We start from the raw sequence: 17705 nt of genomic DNA, 5'->3' as shown, positions 1-17705 counted from the left end.
GGCCTGCTGAAAAGCAGTAACAGCGGGCTTTTACTGCCATTGTAATTTTTATATCTTTACTGTATGAAGCGGACCAACTGCAAGATTGCTTTTAACGACAAACTGCTGATGCTGTTCGCTATTCCTTTATTAAGTTTTATCATTCCGATAGTATTTTTTGGTTGCCGGTTGAACCGGCAACCTTATTTTAACGTGGCACGTTTCTTTTCCACTTTTATCATTATCGTGTTGCTGTGGATGGTGAACCGGTACATACTTATCTGGTGCCGCAAAAGATATCCCCGTTTCAGCGATGTACGCAAGCGATTACTGATACAAATAAGCACCATGCTGCTGGTAACGTTGTTGGGCAACAACCTTTTGCATTATATACTTACCGAAACCATCTTTACCGAAAACCCGGTAAGCGTTTTTGATACCGATCATTTGATCACCAGCAATGCCGCAGCCATGTTCTGCCTCATCATGATCATTGGTATTTACGAAAGCATTTATTTTATGCACGAGCTGCGCAGCTCCGTACAGGAAACAGAGAATCTTAAAAGAGAGAACCTTGCAGCACAACTGAACGCATTGCGGACACAGGTAAACCCACATTTTTTATTCAATAACCTCAATACCCTTATTTCACTGATACCCGAAAACCCGGACCATGCGGTTGATTTTGTGCAACAGCTATCAAAAGTGTACCGGCACATACTGGAAGTAAAGGATGAAAAAAGCATTCCTTTAAAAGATGAACTCGACGTACTGCATGCCTATACTTTTTTAATGAAGACAAGGTTTGATAAGAACCTGGAAGTGAATGTGGATGTGCCTGCAGAAAAACTGCAGAAAAGAATTGTACCGCTTTCATTGCAGATACTGATGGAAAATGCCATCAAGCATAATATTGTTTCATCGGACAAGCCTTTGCAGATAAATGTATTTACCGATAATGGCAGCCTGGTGGTAAGCAACAACCTGCAGATGAAAAAACAGGTGAATGAATCCACCGGCATTGGACTGAACAATATCCGCAACCGCTATAAAATGCTGAGCGATGCGCCGGTAAAAGTGACCGAGAGCGAAACCAATTTTACTGTTTCCATTCCATTGATAGAACAATAAAATGAGAGTGATCATTATAGAAGATGAGATACCTGCCGCTAACCGGCTGGCCAAACTGCTTCACCAGTACAATGATGAGGTGGAAGTGGTGTATAAAGCCGATAGTATTGAATCGAGTGTGCAGTATCTCGCTGCTGCGCCGGAGATCGATCTTATTTTTATGGATATACAACTGGCCGATGGTATCAGTTTTGATATTTTCGAAAAAGTGAACATCTCCACTCCCGTTATTTTCACTACGGCATTCGATCAGTATACATTAAAGGCATTTAAAGTAAACAGCATCGATTATTTATTAAAGCCTATTGACGAAAATGAATTGCAGCGTTCATTGGAAAAATACCAGCAACTCTATCCCAAAACCAATCATGATTTTCAGGGTAAGATATTAAAGCTGATGCAGGAAATGAATGCGGTAAAATACAAAGAACGCTTATTGATAAAACGCGGACAGCAATTGAGTTATTTAAAAACAGAAAATACTGCTTATTGCTTCGCAGATGGCAAACTCTGCTATGCGGTGGATTTCAATGGTAATAAATTTTTATTAGAAAGCAATTTATCACAACTGGAAGAACAATTGCAACCGGACAATTTTTATCGTATCAACCGGCACCTGTTGGTAAATATAGAGTCCGTAAAAAAAGTGCATACCTGGCTCGGCGGAAGACTGAAATTAGAAGTATGCCCCGCCACCACTGCCGAAACCATCGTAAGCCGCGAAAGAGTGAATGGATTTAAAGAATGGCTGGGGCGATAGCTTTTTTCAACTGCATTTTAGCTACTTTAGGATCTACCTCAACAGTATCGTACTCAAAATTTAATTTGATCCTCCATTTCTGCATGGTGGCCGCTCCAATGATCGCTTCTTCACTTAAGCCGGGCACCAATAAAAATTCATCGCTTAAGAGTACATCATTTAAATAAAAATCTAAAGAAACTCTTTCAGTCACTTCTATAAAATGCCCTTCGGCAGCAGTGGATATCAACCTCGTTCTGCCTAACGCAACGGATATTTCAAGACCTTCTACATATTCGGGATTGATACAGGAAAGATTTGCTCCACTATCAAATAAGGTATACAAACTCTTTTCTCCTTTGGAGCCTACAAACAGCAACGGGTGTTTTATTACGGACACTTTATTTTTTTTTGAAGTCATAAAAAAAGATAAGGTTTAATGACTACCAAATTTCAGTGAATGGTTTTATAGAATAGTTAGGTTACTAAATGAATAATGAGTTAATGGATAATGAATAATTCTTCCGGCCTAAAGTGCTTACCGTTTCTGCAAACAGTTTAAAACCAAAACCATTATCAATTATTCATTATTAATTATTCATTTTCTCTTCGTTCCACTTATTCCTTCCCCACCCTTCAATAACGTGTTTTTCGCTGTGATAAGAAGAACGGACCAGCGGGCCGCTTTCCACATAATCAAAACCTAAGTTGTAACCGATCTCCCTGTACTCCGCAAATTCATCAGGGTGAACAAAACGGGCAACAGGTAAATGTTTTTTAGTGGGTTGCAGGTATTGACCAATCGTAACCACATCCACATTACTTGCTTTAAGATCTTTTAAGGTTTGCACCACTTCTTCTTTTTCTTCGCCCAGGCCCAGCATAATGCCGCTCTTGGTTCGCATACCACCTTCCTTCAGTATCTTCAGCGTTTCCATGCTTTGCCAGTATTTGGCCTGTATACGCACCTGTTTGGTCAGGCGTTCAGTGGTCTCAATATTATGACTTACCACTTCTGGTGCCGCATCAATAACACGTTAAATATTTTCTTTTTCCGCTTTAAAATCGGGGATCAGTGTTTCTAAAGTTGTTTCAGGGTTGAGCGCTTTAACCGCTTTAATGGTATTGTACCAGATAATGCTGCCGCCGTCTTTCAGTTCATCCCTGTCCACCGACGTGATAACCGCATGTTTTACCTTCATCAGGTGAATGGCTTCTGCCACACGCTGGGGTTCATCCCAATCCACTGCCAGCGGCCTACCTGTAGCAACATTGCAAAAACCGCAGCTCCGGGTACAGATATTACCCAATATCATAAAAGTGGCCGTACCAGCGCCCCAGCACTCGCCCATATTGGGGCAATTGCCGCTCTCGCAAATAGTATGCAGTTTATGGGTATCTACTAAATTGCGTACATGCTTATATTCTTCTCCAATAGGTAATTTAACCCTCAACCAGTCTGGTTTTTTGGGCTTCTGCTCTACTGTTCCATCTATTACCGGTAATTCTGTCATTTTAGATTGTAGATTTTAGATCTCGGGTTTGCAAACCCTTGTATATTAAAGGCCTGCAATTTTGAAAACTGGCTGTTTAATTATAGAAGAACAAAGATAAGAACTAAAGGTTTAAAATAATGCTGCACTATACCGCCTGGCCTTACAGAACCAGCAGTAAAGTTCGCATCAACCACTAAAAGCAGTACTTATTTGCGCCTGCCGAACATCAGTGCAAAATAGGCGGAAAAGAAGAATTGTTTTTGCTTATTGTAAAGCATCTGGGGTATCTTTTTGGAATAATACTCTGCAGTAAGCCCCACTTCAATAGCGCTTACCAGTTCGTTCAGGCGGCCATAATCGAAGCGTACAGCAGGTTTTACATAAATACCGGGTGTAACGGAAAGGTGGTTCCAGCCAGTGCCGAAATTAGGGCCGGAGGCCGAAGGATCGCTCCAGGAATCAATAAAGAGCAGGCTATCGGGAGAATCATATCTTACAAAGGTCCGTTGACCGTTCTTATCCACTTCAATTTCATAAGGCCTTAATAAACCCAGCAACAGGCCGCCGCCCAGGTTACCGGTCACGCTCACACCATTCTTATTACTTTTATTACCCAGCAGCATTTGTTGCTGAATGCCCAGTTTTACAGGGTAAAAAAAGTTGAGTTTACCGTAAATAAAAGGGGAAGAAAAATTGGCAATGCTGGTAAGTTTTTCTTCTTTCTGGTGCTTGCGCTCTCCTATCTCCAGTTGGTACAGCATTGTTTTTTTGATGGATTTACCACGCCCGATCTCGAAAAAAGCGCCATAACCATCACTGTTCAGTTTAAACCCATATACGGTTTGTTTTTTATAGGCGATCACCCCTTCTTCCTCTTGTTTTACCAACGCATCAATGCGTTTACGCTTCTCTTCCTTCTTTGCTTTTTTAGAGTTTTCTTTATCCTGGGCAAATGCACCTGCTGCAAAGCAAAGTGCCATCAGTATAACAAGTAATTTTTTCATGTAGATGGTTTACTTACGTAAATTTATGCAAAAATAGTATGTAGTTAATAAAGATGCTGATTTTGATGAAATAACATACTCCATTTAACAAAAACTAAATTATTCATATTATGACAGCCTCCGTTATTTATAAAGGCGATCTGCGCTGCGAATGCACCCACCTGCAGAGCGGTACCGTTATTGAAACCGATGCCCCTACTGATAACAAGGGTAAAGGCGAACGTTTCTCCCCCACCGATACTATTTGTGTTGGCCTGGCCACCTGCATCATCACTACCATTGGTATCAGGACCGCCGATATGAACATTAACTTTGCCGGTACTACAATCGATGTTACCAAAACAATGGTTGCCGACCCGAGAAGAATTGGTAAGATTGATATCATCATTCATTTTCCGGCCACATTACAAATAAGCGAAGAAAACAAAATGCTGGTACAAAAGATCGGTGATAATTGCCCTGTGGCAAAAAGCCTGCATCCAGATATTGTACAACATATCGAGTACCGTTGGTAAGATGTCCGCCTAATAAAAAAGGTTGGCTTTTCAGCAGCTTTCAATTATGCTACCATGAATGTTGAACTACTACTGTCCAGTATAGCAAAGCATATTTCTTTAACTGCAGAAGAAACAGCATTCTTTATTTCTCTTTTGCAGCCCGCACGTTTATGTGCAGGAGATTTTTTACTGCGGGAAGGAACGGTATGCCGGCACGCCAGTTTCATCACTAATGGCTGTTTAAAAAATTATTCCACGGATGAGAACGGTGCCGAGCATATTGTTGATTTTTTAGTAGAGGAATGGTGGGCAGATGACCTCTATAGTTTTTTTACTGCAACGGCCGCACAATGTAATATCAAAGCCATAGAAGATACAGAAGTGATACAGATCAGCAAAGACGATCTGGAATTGCTGTACAGCGAGGTGCCAAAATTTGAACGTTTTTTCAGGATACTTTTTCAAAACGCTTATATCTCCCAAAAAAGGCAGATCAACCAGATATTGGCTGCGCCTGCAGAAGAAAGATACCTGCTGTTCCTCAAAAACAAACCCTATGCGGAAAAACGCTTTACGCAAAAAGACATTGCCGCTTACCTGGGCGTAACCCCGCAATTCTTAAGCACGCTAAAGAAAAAAATAAACCGCGTTAATGTACATTAACTTTTAATTGTGCCGGATGCATTTTTTTTGTGTCGTTCCAAAACAAATAAAATGACAGAGGCAAAACTATTACACGCTGAAAATATTACACGGCAATTATTTGACGCCATTGATAAGAACGGGCTGATCAAACCCGGCCGATCCGAAGCACAACTGGTAAGTGAGATCACGCAGCTGGCTGCTGAAAAATTCGGTATTACCCAACACTGGCACAAAAAAATTGTAAGGGCGGGCTCAAATACATTGGCCACTTATAGCGATGATCCTACGGACAGGATCATTGAAGAAAATGATATTGTATTCGTTGATCTTGGACCAATAGTAGATGGATATGAAGCTGATATGGGCAGAACCTATGTTTTAGGAAATGATGCAGTAAAACTACAATTAAAACAGGATGTTGAAAATGCCTGGTACGAGATACAAAGCTGGTACAAAAAACAAAACGCGGTAAAAGCTGCCGACCTGTTTAAAATGGCTGTTGATAAAGCTAAAAATTCGGGGTGGGAATTTACGGGTGTAATTGCAGGACATATAGTTGGTAAATACCCGCATGAACAACCTGCAGACCCTAAAAGCTGGGAACTGGATATCCATCCTGAAAACCATGATGATATTTTTTTAAAAGATGCAGAAGGTAATAAACGATACTGGATACTGGAATTGCAGTTCATTGACAAAGAAAAAAATATCGGCGCTTATTTTGAACAATTACTGGATGCATCAAATTAAATAAAATGAGTCTTACAAAAAATAACAGGCCGGCATTGCTGCTGGTGGATATTCAAAAAGGATTTGATGACATCGCTTACTGGGGCGGTCAAAGGAATAATTTGCTGGCCGAGCAAAATGCGGCAGCTCTGTTACAGATCTGGCGAACACTTGAATTGCCTGTGTTCCATATCCAGCATTGTTCCACCAATCCTGCTTCGCCGTTGCATCCAACCCATACAGGCAATGCATTGAAGGAAATAGTAAAACCGTTGAATACTGAAGTAGTAATTAAAAAGAACGTGAACAGCGCTTTTATTGGTACTCCACTGGAAAAATTGCTGAAGAATGATAACATCACAACTTTGGTGATAGCAGGCTTAACTACTGATCACTGCGTATCCACTACGGTAAGGATGGCCGGCAATCTCGGTTTCAGCAATTTTGTGGTGGAAGACGCAACGGCCACCTTCAATAAAAAAGGATGGGATGGTAAAAACTACAGCGCTGAATGGATACATGAAACTGCACTGGCAAGCCTGCACAATGAATTTGCAACAATAATTACTACAGAGTTTGTAATAAAATCTATCCGGTAATTTTATTCTTCTTTATACATATTCTTATAATAAAATAAACTAAGAATAATGCCTGCACGAGCAAAAAAGGTACTATCAGCCATGTAAAATACCTGTATTCCGGTTCAGAAAAACTATGGCCTGCAAAATTCGATACCTCAAAATATCTCCGTGGCATTTCACTGTCAAAATAATGCATATAAAAGAGCCTGTATAATGCTAAAAGCAGCACAAGAGTTGCCAGCACATGTATTACACTGACAATTGCATTTCTTTTATGAACTCTTCTTAATATCAAATGGAGGATAAAAGGGATGACCAGGAATAACAAGAAAAATGCAGACAGGTAGCTGTGATCGAAAACAAAGTAAGTGTCTGACACATACAGACTGAGAGTTGAATGCCCAACAAAAAAAAATTCGATAAGCAAAAGAATGACCGGAATTATCAGCAACCAATTTTCCGCTCTTAAAAATATTTTTTTTATCATTATTTCGCTTCTTTTATTTCCTCCACCTTCAATTCTTCCCACGGTGTGGTACCATCTTTTTCTCTTTTAAAAACAAAGGCATCGCTGGCGGACAACACAATTTCTGCCGTGGTGTAAATGGTACAGCCCTCCATCAAATGCCCGCCAATGGTTTTGCCGGTGCTGTCGCTGATGCTGATATGCAGGTGCGACCCATCCACGGAAACGGTGCCTGTTAAGCTAACGATCTCGAAATGCCCGCTACCGGTACTGCCCTCGGGCTGGTTGGCAAAACGTATATTGTATTGGGTGAGGCTGCCAACACAGGTACTAATCCAGCCGGCTTTCACCTGCTTTTCGGTCACCAGTTGCTGTATGGCCTGCTTCAGGTCTTGCCCGGGTTTAAGGCGAAAGGCGTAATTTGTAACAGTGGACATTTTTGGTTGATTTTTATCCCTGCATGAAGATACTGCAAACAGCAGCAAACCTGCCAGTAAAGGGACGAAAGAACAGCGTATTATTAACATAAAGTGCAATTGTTAAACTAAACCTAACAAGAATTGTTTTAAAAACTTCCGGTAATAACTTTGCGTATATTATGTACAAACAAAACACAATGCTAAAACCAATACTACTTTCACTCGCAGTTTTTACAGGAATATTTTCATTTGCACAAAAAGATAGTAAAAAAATAAAAAAGGAGAACAATAAAATGACAAACGCTAAACTGGATACAGCAACATTCGGCACCGGTTGTTTCTGGTGTACCGAAGCAATTTTTCAACAACTGGAGGGCGTGGAAAGCGTTACCAGCGGATACAGCGGCGGCACCGTTGTAAACCCCACCTACGAAGAAGTTTGCAGCAAGACCACCGGCCATGCTGAATGCCTGAATATCGTGTACGATTCATCCAAAATTACTTTCGACGAATTACTAGAAGTATTCTGGCAGGTGCATGATCCCACAACACTCAACAGGCAGGGCGCCGATGTAGGCCCGCAATACCGCAGTGTGGTCTTTTACCACAACGACGAACAAAAAGCAAAAGCTGAAAAATATAAAGCCGAGCTGGATAAAAGCGGCGCCTGGGATAATCCTATTGTAACAACACTGGAAAAATTTGATGTGTTCTATCCTGCAGAAGCCTACCACCAGAATTATTACAACAATCATCCGGGGCAAGGTTATTGCCAGATAGTGATAAGGCCCAAGCTGGAAAAGTTTGAAAAAGTGTTTAAGAGCAAGTTGAAGAAGCATTAAGGATTTATTACACGAATTTTTACGAATTACACTAATTACAGGAATTAAAATACTGCGATTAGTGTTTTTTTATTCGTGTAATTCTTTTCAATTAGTGCTATTCCCTACTACCTAATTCGTGTAATTCGCTTTAATTAGTGTCATTCAATTTTTGCCCTCCTCAGTTCCAGTAAATTCAAACTGTTCGGTGGAAAATCTTTGATATTGTTTTGTACCAAATGTATGGCCATATCGTACCAAAGCGGCACCACCGGCGCATCATTCACGATCAGCTGATCCATCTGGCGGTATAATTGGTAACGCAGGCTGTCATTCTGTTCTGATAAAGCTTTTTCGTACAATACATCGTAAGCAGGATTTTTATAACGGGTATAATTAGGCGGCGCAGGATTTTTGCTGTAAAAAACACTCAGGTAATTTTCTGCATCGGGATAATCAGCGATCCAGCTGCCGCGGAAAAACAATGCCTGTGATTTAGAGGTCTGTTCCAGCAGCAAACTTTTTTGTATCACTTCTACCTGTATCCTGATACCGACCTGCTGCAGCTCGTTGGCAATATAACTGCCCAGGTCGCCATAAATAGGAATGGTGAGCAGTTTTATCACCGGCAGTTCTTTGCCATTACCATATCCTGCTTCCTGCAACAATTGTTTGGCCTTTATAGGATCGTATTGATAGCCCTTTACAATGCTGGAATCAAAAGACGGTAAACCACAGGGCACAAAGCCACTCTCAGCAGCAATACCGATGGAATTGCGCAGGTACAGCATCATTTTTCTCCTGTCGAAACCATAATTCATGGCCTGCCTGATTTTCTGCGAACGCAGGGGCGAATTTTTTACCAGTTCATTTTGTTCATCCACTAAAATGCCCAGGTATTCGATGTTCAGGTAAGGTTGTTTCTGCAATACGATCTTTCCCACCCAGTCTTTTTTAAGATTGCCGGTTTTGGTCAGTACTTCATCCTTAAAAGAAGCATCGATATCATCAATAAAATCCAGCCGCTTTTGCTGAAATTCTAAAAACTCCGTGGCCTTACTGTCGTAAAAAGAAACCTTGATACCATCGAGATAAGGCAACCGGTTACCGGCACTGTCTTTTTCAAAATACTGTTCATTCTTTTTTAAAACCAGGGCCTGCCCTTCTTCCCATGCCACAAAACTAAAAGGCCCGCTGCCAACGGGATGGCGACGGAAATCGCTCTTGTATTTTTCCACCGCTTCTTTTGGAATAATAGAGCAATACTGCATGCTTAATATACCGAGTATGGACTGAAATGGTCGTAACAATTTTAATTGAAAAGTAGTATCATCAATGGCTTTGAAACCATCCACACTGTCCACCCGGTTATTGAATATCCAGGCGCCGGGGCTGGCCGTATTCTTATCAACAATTCTTTTAAAACTGTATTCCACATCCTGCGCCGTCAGTTTTCTTCCCTTGCCATTGGCAAAACAATCATCGTTGGTAAAGAAAACATCATTCCTTAAATAGAAAGTAAATACCAGGTTATCATCCGAAATGCTCCAGCGCTTAGCCACCGAAGGTGCCAGCTGCATATTGCTGTCGATCTCCACCAGTGTATTGTACAATTGGTGTACCGACCACATCACCTGTTTGTTCTTTGCAAAAGCCGGATCGAGGGAAGCAAGGCCGCTGCTTTCATTGTAATGAAATATCTTTTTATCAGGGTGCTGGTGGGTGTTACAGGAAACAACTATAGTGGATAATGAGATAATGAATAATGAATAATTTTTTATGCCAGCAACAGGCAGCCTTTTCAGCAGGTTTATTAATGATGAGCGGCTTTGTTTTAAAGGCATAGTTGAATATATTCGCCATAAATTTAGGCAATCAAAAATAAACCCCGTTCAAGATGTTGCACCTGAAAAAAATTGCTGCAGTTTTTACTGCCTTATTCATTTTTTCATTATCCATTATTCATTTATCTGCCCAGCCTTTAAAGAAGCTGGCGGCTTTTACACATGCCGATACGCTGCGTGGTACCTATGGACCCACAAGGGATTGGTGGGATGTATTAAAATATGATCTGCATGTAAAATTTAATATTACTGACAGTACTATTAGCGGATACAATGTAATTAGCTATAAGCGTATTAAACCGGTAAATAAGATGCAGATTGATCTGCAGGAGCCGATGATAATAGACAGCATTAAATATAAAGTTTCCAACCAGGAATATAAACTAGATTATACAAAGGATGGCAATGCTTACTTTTTTCTACTCCCTAAAACAAGTCCTGAAAACGCTGACAAAAGAGCTGATATCGCCGTTTATTATCACGGCAAACCCCGCATTGCACGCCGCCCGCCATGGGATGGTGGCCTCATCTGGAAAAAAAGCAAAGATGGTAGCCCATGGGTAAGTGTTGCCTGCCAGGGCCTGGGCGCCAGCGTATGGTATCCTTGCAAAGACCACCAGAGTGATGAGCCCGACAGTGCAGAAATGCACATTACCTGTCCCGATAGTTTAATGTGCGTAGGCAATGGCCGCTTCCGTGGAAAGACCAGCAACAATGATGGTACAGCCACTTATGATTGGGCAGTGGTGGAACCGATCAACAACTATTGTATCATTCCTTATATTGGCAAATACGTTCACTTCAGCGAAGTGTTCAAAGGTGAAAAAGGAGACCTGGATATGGATTACTGGGTACTGCAGGAAAATTTAGAAAAAGCAAAAACACATTTTGCCGATGCAGGCAGGATGATGAAAGCATTTGAATACTGGTTTGGCCCCTATCCTTTTTATGCCGATGGCTACAAACTGGTGGATGCACCGCATTTAGGGATGGAACACCAAAGTGCCACAGCTTACGGTAACGGCTACCAGAACGGTTATTTAGGCAGGGATCAGAGTGGCAGCGGCTGGGGATTGAAATGGGATTTTATCATTGTACACGAAAGCGGTCACGAATGGTTTGCCAACAATATCACCAGCAAGGATATTGCTGATATGTGGGTGCACGAAGGTTTTACCAATTACAGCGAAACCCTGTTCACCGATTACTGGTATGGTAAAGAGGCTGGCAATGCATATTGCATCGGTACAAGAAGAGGTATAAGAAATGATATTCCTATCATTGGCCCTTATAATGTAAACCAGGAAGGTAGCGGCGATATGTATCCCAAGAGCGGTAATATGCTGCACAGCATCCGCCAGGTGATCGATGATGATGAAAAATTCAGGGCGATACTGAGAGGACTGAATAAAACATTCTATCACCAGACAGTTACCACACAACAGGTGGAAAGCTATATCAACAAACAAAGCAAAAAAGACTTCAGCAAAGTATTTGATCAATACCTGCGCACCACCATGATACCGGTGCTGCAATACAAAGTGGAAGGCAATAAGGTTTCATTCCGTTACGACAGCGTGGTGACCGGCTTTAATTTACCACTCAAAGTTTCTTTCGGTAAGGAAGATAAAAGCGAGCAATGGATAAAACCCACTGCAGAATGGCAAACACTTACCCTTGCTGACTGGTACGATAAAAAGACCTTTATCGTAAATCCCAACTTTTACGTAAAAACAAGAAAAGTAGAATAGCAAGAAAATGCTCAATATGCAATGTTCAACTTTCAATGTTCAATTAAAATAGAGGTAAATTCCTCAGCGTTGAATATTGAAAGTTGAACATTAAACATTTTCTTCCAATTAAAAAGGAAGCCCTAAAGCTCCCTTCTAATTTTCATAGCAAATATCTTGCTTATAACTCCTGCGGTTGCGGTTGTTGCTGTGCTTGTGCCACAAACCTGCCACCACCAATATATTTACGGTTATAATAATCTTCGTCCAGGCTGCTGATGGTAACACCACCGTGTACACTGCTGTGTACAAAATAACCATTGGCTAAATAAACGCCTACATGGCTTACACCTCCACGGGTGTTGAAAAATACCAGGTCTCCTTCCTGCAGGTCTTCCCTTTCAATCTTATCGCAACTGGCATATTGATCACGTGCAGTACGGGGTAATGCCAAACCAAACACTTCGTTCAGCAAAGTACCGGTAAAGGCGCTGCAGTCAATTCCTTTTTTGGTAGTGCCGCCATAACGGTAACGGGTACCCCACCAATCCTCGATCACTTCAAACAGCTTTGTATTGGTCAGTAATTCCACATCTATATCCAGCAGCTGTGCATATTTGAATTGCAATGCAGTGCAGCTTTCAATAAAAGCGCCGGTTGAATTTGAAGTCGTTTTTTTGGTATAGGAAACTTTTGTGATAGGGGTTGCAACCGGTTTAGTTACAGGTTTATTGGTCCACACATCATTTTCTGCGGAAGGCCTGGCATCACGTTTTATCTCGATGCCTTCAATGAATTGTACGGATTTCTTTTGTGGTTCGGTAAATTTTACTGTGTTTACAGCGGTTTGAGCTTTACCGGATATTGATGTTCCTGAAAATATGCCAGCGGCAACAGAAACAAAAAATAAGTGTTTCATACGTAAACTTTTGGTTTAAGCGTATGTACGACTTAATCTTGTGTTCTTTGGTCGTCTGATTCTTCTTTAAGTGAACTGTCTATCTAATCTTGCCTTTGAGCCTTGTCCTACAAACTAATTATTAAATAAATTTCTCTAATGCCCCGCAAAGGTACGTTCCGGGGCTGGTAAAAGCAAGCTTTTGAGCATTTTTTATCCTGCTTTATTGCATAACGGACTGAGAATAAAATAATTGTGTGCAGTCGTGGCTTTATGATAAAATTAACGCATATCAATAGGTCCTGGTATCCTTACCCACACTCACTTTCAGCAAAGCCGTCTCTTCGGGATTGAACAAAAAATAGATGTACAGGCCCTTGTATGCAAGGCGGATATTATGTTCCATATAACTGTCCGTTACCTTATAATCTTTCAGGGCCTCCTTTAATTTGGCAGATGTGAGGTCCGGTGTGACTACCAATTTTTCGATGGTTATTTTGCCTTTAAAATAGCCTTTGGGCACTATGTTGTTGCTGTCTGTTTTGGCAAAGTGGAATTGTATTTCAGACACAACACCGGTAGGCAGTTTCTGGTCATCATTCCTTTCAAACAGCACCATGCCGGCATTGTCGTAACTGTGCGTGGTGTTATAACCTGCCCTGCGGCGCCTGTCATCACCAATAGCGGCCATAACATCATCCAGCTTCCAGCCATCTGTCACCTTCGACTTACCGATGCTGAATTCGCCATCTTTAATAACTACCTTGATGCTCGCCGGCGCCACTTGTGCATGGCTGCTGCAAAATGCGAGCGCTAATACAATTGTTATCAGAATATTTTTCATTGCTGGTTGGTTTTAACCCGGTAAAACTAAAATAAAAAACAGCTGTTTAAAATACCCTGTGCCCGGTATATTACAGCCGGCAGCATTGTGGAAAAATGCAACCGGTTCTACCACTATTATCAACGATATTTGCATACTGGCAGATCGTATACTTTTTACACCTGTACCTGCATCTTAATAAACGGTTCAAACATGAAATTTTCGCACTTACACGTTCATACGCAATTTTCTTTACTGGATGGAGCTGCCTCTATAAAAAACCTGTACAAAAAAGCCATTGCAGATGAAATGCCGGCACTGGCTATCAGCGATCATGGTAATATGTTTGGTGTATTTGAATTTGTAAAAGAAGCGCACAATCATAAAAATGCCGATGGTTCCCTGAAAGTAAAACCGGTGGTGGGCTGCGAATTTTATATCACTACTGACCGGCACCGTAAAAATTTCAGCAAGGAAGAAAAAGATCCCCGCCATCACCAGATATTACTGGCAAAAAATGATATTGGATACAAGAACCTGGTAAAACTTACTTCGCTGGGCTATATCGAGGGCATGTATTCCAAGTATCCCCGTATCGATAAAGAACTCATTCATAAATACCACGAAGGGCTGATCGCCACCACCTGTTGCCTGGGTGCGCTGGTGCCGCAAACCATTTTAAAAAAGGGCGAAGAAGAAGGGGAGAATGAATTTAAATGGTGGCTCAATATCTTTCAGCAGGACTATTATGTGGAATTACAACGGCATGGCATACCCGAACAGGAAAAAGTAAACAATATACTTTTAAAATTTGCCAAAAAGTACAATGTAAAAGTGATTGCCTCTAACGATAGCCATTATGTGGACCAATCGGATTTTAATGCACATGATATTCTGCTTTGTATCAATACCGGCGAAAAGCAGTCCACCCCTGCCCTGCGGGAATTTACCGATGATGATGTGCTGGTAAAGAACAAACGTTTTGGATTTTATAACGACCAGTTCTACTTTAAAAAAACGGAAGAGATGATCAAGGTCTTCCAGGACCTTCCGGAAGCGATTGATAATACCAATGAAATTGTAGACAAAATATCAGTGCTGGACCTGAAACGGGATATCCTGTTGCCGAATTTTGTGGTGCCTGCCAATTTTAAAACACAGGATGAATATTTAGAAAGCATTACCTGGGCCGGCGCCAAGGAACGCTATAAAATTCTTACGCCTGAAGCGGAAGAAAGGATACAGTTTGAACTGGGGGTAATTAAAAGCATGGGCTTTGCCGGTTACTTTTTAATTGTGAGTGATTTCATCAAGGCCGGCAGAGAAATGGGCGTATTTGTGGGGCCGGGCCGTGGATCGGCTGCCGGTTCGGTGGTGGCTTATTGCATTGGCATTACCAATATCGATCCTATTAAATACAATTTACTGTTCGAAAGGTTCCTGAACCCCGACCGTAAGAGCATGCCCGATATTGATACAGATTTTGATGACGACGGACGCCAGAAAGTGATCAACTACGTGGTGGACAAATATGGCAAGAACCAGGTGGCACAGATCATTACCTATGGTACCATGGCTGCCAAATCGAGCATTGCGGATGTGGCCCGTGTAATGGATCTTCCACTACCCGAAAGCCGTGCTTTATCCAAACTGATACCGGAGCGCCCGGGCATCAACCTGAAAAGATTATTACATGCTCCCTACACTGCCAAAGAATCAAAAGGCGGTGAAAAATCTTTAGAAGAAAAAGAAGCCCTGCAGGCCGACGATGTGGAAAATGTAAAGCAGCTGCGGGAGATCTATAATGGTACTGATCTGCGCAGCACCATTTTGCATGAAGCGGAAATTTTAGAAGGTTCTGTGCGCAATACGGGCATACACGCTGCAGGTATCATCATTGCGCCTAAAGATCTTACTGATCTTATCCCTGTAGCAACCTCCAAAGAAAGTGACCTGTGGCTCACACAGATAGAAGGTGGAACTATTGAAGAAGCCGGTGTAATTAAAATGGACTTTTTGGGTTTAAAAACACTCAGCATTTTAAAAACAGCCTTGTCATTGATCAAACAAAACCACGGGGTGGAAATTGATATTGATTACATTCCGCTGGATGATGAAAAAGCTTACCAGTTGTACCAGCGCGGTGATACCAACGGTACCTTCCAGTTTGAAAGTGCAGGTATGCAGAAATATTTACGGGAATTGAAGCCCGATAAATTTGATGATCTTATTGCGATGAATGCCCTGTACCGTCCGGGCCCGATGAGTTATATACCTGATTATATCGACCGTAAACACGGGAAGAAACAAGTAGAATATGATCTGCCGGATATGGAGGAACACCTGAAAGAAACCTATGGTATCACGGTGTACCAGGAGCAGGTAATGTTGCTCTCTCAAAAACTGGCGGGCTTTAGTAAAGGGGACGCGGATGTGTTGCGTAAAGCAATGGGTAAAAAACAAATTGCGGTACTGAACAAAATGAAGGCGCAGTTTACCAGCGGCGCAACAGCTAAAGGCCATCCTGCCGAAACACTGGAGAAAATATGGACCGACTGGGAAGCATTTGCACAATACGCTTTCAATAAATCGCACAGTACCTGTTATGCTTTTGTGGCTTATCAAACGGCTTATTTGAAGGCCCACTACCCCAGCGAATACATGGCGGCGGTACTCAATCATGCCGGCAGTATTGATAAGATCACCTTCTTTATGGAAGAATGCAAACGCATGGGCTTAAAAGTACTGGGGCCTGATATCAACGAAAGCCAGAGCGGTTTTGCAGTGAACAACAAAGGCGAGATACGTTTTGGCTTCAGTGGATTAAAAGGCGTGGGTGAAAAAGCTATTGAGGATATCATCATTGAAAGAGATAAGCACGGCGCTTTTAAAACCATCTTCGACCTGGCAAAAAGATGCAACCAGAAATCGTTGAATAAAAAATCGATGGAAAGCCTTGCCTACAGCGGCGCTTTCGATTGCTTTAAAGATATTACCAGGGCGCAATATTTTTATGCCCCACCAGGCGATGTTACCGGGCTGGAAAAGATCATCAAATTCGGTAACGTATTTCAATCACAATCGGCCAGTACCAGCAACACTTTATTCGGCGACCTGGCCATGCCGGAAATACTGCCGCCCAAATTATCACTTTGCGAACCATGGCCATTGGTGCAGCAACTGGATTTTGAAAAAGAAGTGACCGGTATGTATATCAGTGGGCACCCGCTGGACAATTATAAATTTGAACTGAAGCATTATAATATCACACCGCTGGCCGATTATGTGGAATTCAAGAACACCGTAAACAACAGCTCCAACCCTGCAAGGCAATTTCGTGTAGCCGGTCTTGTTATAGACGCTGCCCACCGCCTTACCAAAACGGGTAAGAACTTTGGTATCCTCACCATCGAGGACTTCAGCGGTAAAGCTGAATTCATGCTGTGGAGCGAGGATTATGTGAAGTACCAGAACTACCTGGAAAAAGGCATGATCGTATTGGTGGAAGGTGGTTTTAAACAGCGCTACAATGGCAACGAATACCAGTTCAGTCTTAGTAAGATACACTTGCTGGAAACAGTAAAAACGGCTCTTACCAAGCAGGTGGTGATCGATGTACAACCACAATCGGTAAATGCCGGTTTTATTGATTTTATCGACCGGAATATAAAAGCCAACCCGGGCAAAACTTCCATCAAATTCAATGTGAAGGATGTACGCAACAACTTTAAAGTAGGTATGTACACGCTGGAGAAAGGCTTTACCATGAACGATGAAATGGCCCTTTTCCTGAACGATAATGTTGATTTGGAAGTAAGCGTGGTTACCGGTTAAAACAGCCTTCCCGGGATTGTTAAAGTTTTCGAAATAAGAAATATTTTGTGCCGCTGTGGCATATTTCCG

At 41.8% G+C, this 17705-nt stretch carries 17 protein-coding genes; 9 read left to right on the top strand and 8 right to left on the bottom strand.

Going from position 1 to position 17705, the window contains the following annotated elements; translation table 11 throughout:
- Nucleotides 1-63: 63 nt before the first annotated feature.
- Nucleotides 64-1110, top strand: a complete 1047-nt coding sequence (locus QM738_RS18875; RefSeq protein ID WP_462278299.1) for a sensor histidine kinase — start codon at nt 64-66, stop codon at nt 1108-1110.
- A gap of 1 nt (nt 1111) precedes the next feature.
- Nucleotides 1112-1870: a LytR/AlgR family response regulator transcription factor gene (locus tag QM738_RS18870; RefSeq protein ID WP_462278298.1), complete on the top strand. Its 759-nt coding sequence runs from the start codon at nt 1112-1114 to the stop codon at nt 1868-1870.
- Here the strand turns inward: QM738_RS18870 and QM738_RS18865 are convergent.
- From QM738_RS18865 to QM738_RS18850, 4 genes are all read right to left on the bottom strand, one after another.
- Nucleotides 1848-2270, bottom strand: a complete 423-nt coding sequence (locus QM738_RS18865; RefSeq protein ID WP_462278297.1) for a retropepsin-like aspartic protease — start codon at nt 2268-2270, stop codon at nt 1848-1850. The genes QM738_RS18870 and QM738_RS18865 overlap by 23 nt on opposite strands.
- A 169-nt stretch (nt 2271-2439) precedes the next feature.
- The gene (locus QM738_RS18860; RefSeq protein WP_462278668.1) at nt 2440-2880 is read right to left on the bottom strand and encodes a radical SAM protein; all 441 of its coding nucleotides are present in this window, start codon (nt 2878-2880) and stop codon (nt 2440-2442) included.
- Between the two features lie 6 nt (nt 2881-2886).
- Entirely contained in the window at nt 2887-3363 is a 477-nt protein-coding gene (locus tag QM738_RS18855) for a lipoyl synthase (RefSeq protein WP_462278296.1), read from the bottom strand.
- 188 nt (nt 3364-3551) lie between these two features.
- Nucleotides 3552-4349 (bottom strand): hypothetical protein, encoded by a 798-nt coding sequence (locus tag QM738_RS18850; RefSeq protein ID WP_462278295.1) that lies wholly within the window; start codon nt 4347-4349, stop codon nt 3552-3554.
- A gap of 110 nt (nt 4350-4459) precedes the next feature.
- Here QM738_RS18850 and QM738_RS18845 point away from each other — a divergent pair, with 110 nt between their 5' ends.
- The 4 genes from QM738_RS18845 to QM738_RS18830 are packed head-to-tail and all read left to right on the top strand — an operon-like array spanning nt 4460 to nt 6819.
- A complete protein-coding gene (locus tag QM738_RS18845) occupies nt 4460-4864 on the top strand; it encodes an OsmC family protein (protein WP_462278294.1) in 405 nt (134 codons plus the stop codon).
- 54 nt (nt 4865-4918) lie between these two features.
- On the top strand, nt 4919-5509 hold the full coding sequence (locus tag QM738_RS18840; RefSeq protein WP_462278293.1) for a Crp/Fnr family transcriptional regulator: 591 nt from the start codon (nt 4919-4921) through the stop codon (nt 5507-5509).
- A gap of 51 nt (nt 5510-5560) precedes the next feature.
- Nucleotides 5561-6241, top strand: a complete 681-nt coding sequence (locus QM738_RS18835) for a M24 family metallopeptidase (RefSeq protein ID WP_462278292.1) — start codon at nt 5561-5563, stop codon at nt 6239-6241.
- A gap of 5 nt (nt 6242-6246) precedes the next feature.
- Entirely contained in the window at nt 6247-6819 is a 573-nt protein-coding gene (locus QM738_RS18830; protein ID WP_462278291.1) for a cysteine hydrolase family protein, read from the top strand.
- Nucleotides 6820-7287: 468 nt separating this feature from the next.
- Here the strand turns inward: QM738_RS18830 and QM738_RS18825 are convergent, their stop codons facing one another.
- Complete coding sequence (locus QM738_RS18825; protein ID WP_462278290.1) at nt 7288-7704, bottom strand: PPC domain-containing DNA-binding protein; 417 nt, start codon at nt 7702-7704, stop codon at nt 7288-7290.
- 179 nt (nt 7705-7883) lie between these two features.
- Here QM738_RS18825 and msrA point away from each other — a divergent pair, with 179 nt between their 5' ends.
- The gene (gene msrA / locus QM738_RS18820; RefSeq protein ID WP_462278289.1) at nt 7884-8528 is read left to right on the top strand and encodes a peptide-methionine (S)-S-oxide reductase MsrA; all 645 of its coding nucleotides are present in this window, start codon (nt 7884-7886) and stop codon (nt 8526-8528) included.
- A gap of 140 nt (nt 8529-8668) precedes the next feature.
- On the opposite strand, the gene QM738_RS18815 is transcribed toward msrA, so the two are convergent.
- Nucleotides 8669-10351 (bottom strand): ABC transporter substrate-binding protein, encoded by a 1683-nt coding sequence (locus QM738_RS18815; protein ID WP_462278288.1) that lies wholly within the window; start codon nt 10349-10351, stop codon nt 8669-8671.
- 53 nt (nt 10352-10404) lie between these two features.
- Between QM738_RS18815 and QM738_RS18810 the strand changes: the two genes are divergently transcribed.
- Complete coding sequence (locus QM738_RS18810; RefSeq protein WP_462278287.1) at nt 10405-12102, top strand: M1 family metallopeptidase; 1698 nt, start codon at nt 10405-10407, stop codon at nt 12100-12102.
- Nucleotides 12103-12262: 160 nt separating this feature from the next.
- On the opposite strand, the gene QM738_RS18805 is transcribed toward QM738_RS18810, so the two are convergent.
- Nucleotides 12263-13000: a C40 family peptidase gene (locus QM738_RS18805; protein ID WP_462278286.1), complete on the bottom strand. Its 738-nt coding sequence runs from the start codon at nt 12998-13000 to the stop codon at nt 12263-12265.
- 271 nt (nt 13001-13271) lie between these two features.
- Nucleotides 13272-13823 carry a DUF7738 domain-containing protein gene (locus QM738_RS18800; RefSeq protein ID WP_462278285.1) on the bottom strand — a complete coding sequence of 184 codons (552 nt, stop codon included), beginning with the start codon at nt 13821-13823 and terminating at the stop codon, nt 13272-13274.
- A 192-nt stretch (nt 13824-14015) separates the two neighbouring features.
- Here QM738_RS18800 and dnaE point away from each other — a divergent pair, with 192 nt between their 5' ends.
- Nucleotides 14016-17636, top strand: a complete 3621-nt coding sequence (gene dnaE / locus QM738_RS18795) for a DNA polymerase III subunit alpha (RefSeq protein ID WP_462278284.1) — start codon at nt 14016-14018, stop codon at nt 17634-17636.
- Nucleotides 17637-17705 lie beyond the last annotated feature (69 nt).

The organism is Ferruginibacter sp., assembly GCF_049840995.1.
In the GTDB taxonomy this organism is placed as follows: Bacteria; Bacteroidota; Bacteroidia; order Chitinophagales; family Chitinophagaceae; genus Ferruginibacter.
The sequence above is the reverse complement of the archived record's forward strand: the minus strand, read 5'-3'. Positions and strand labels throughout refer to the sequence as shown.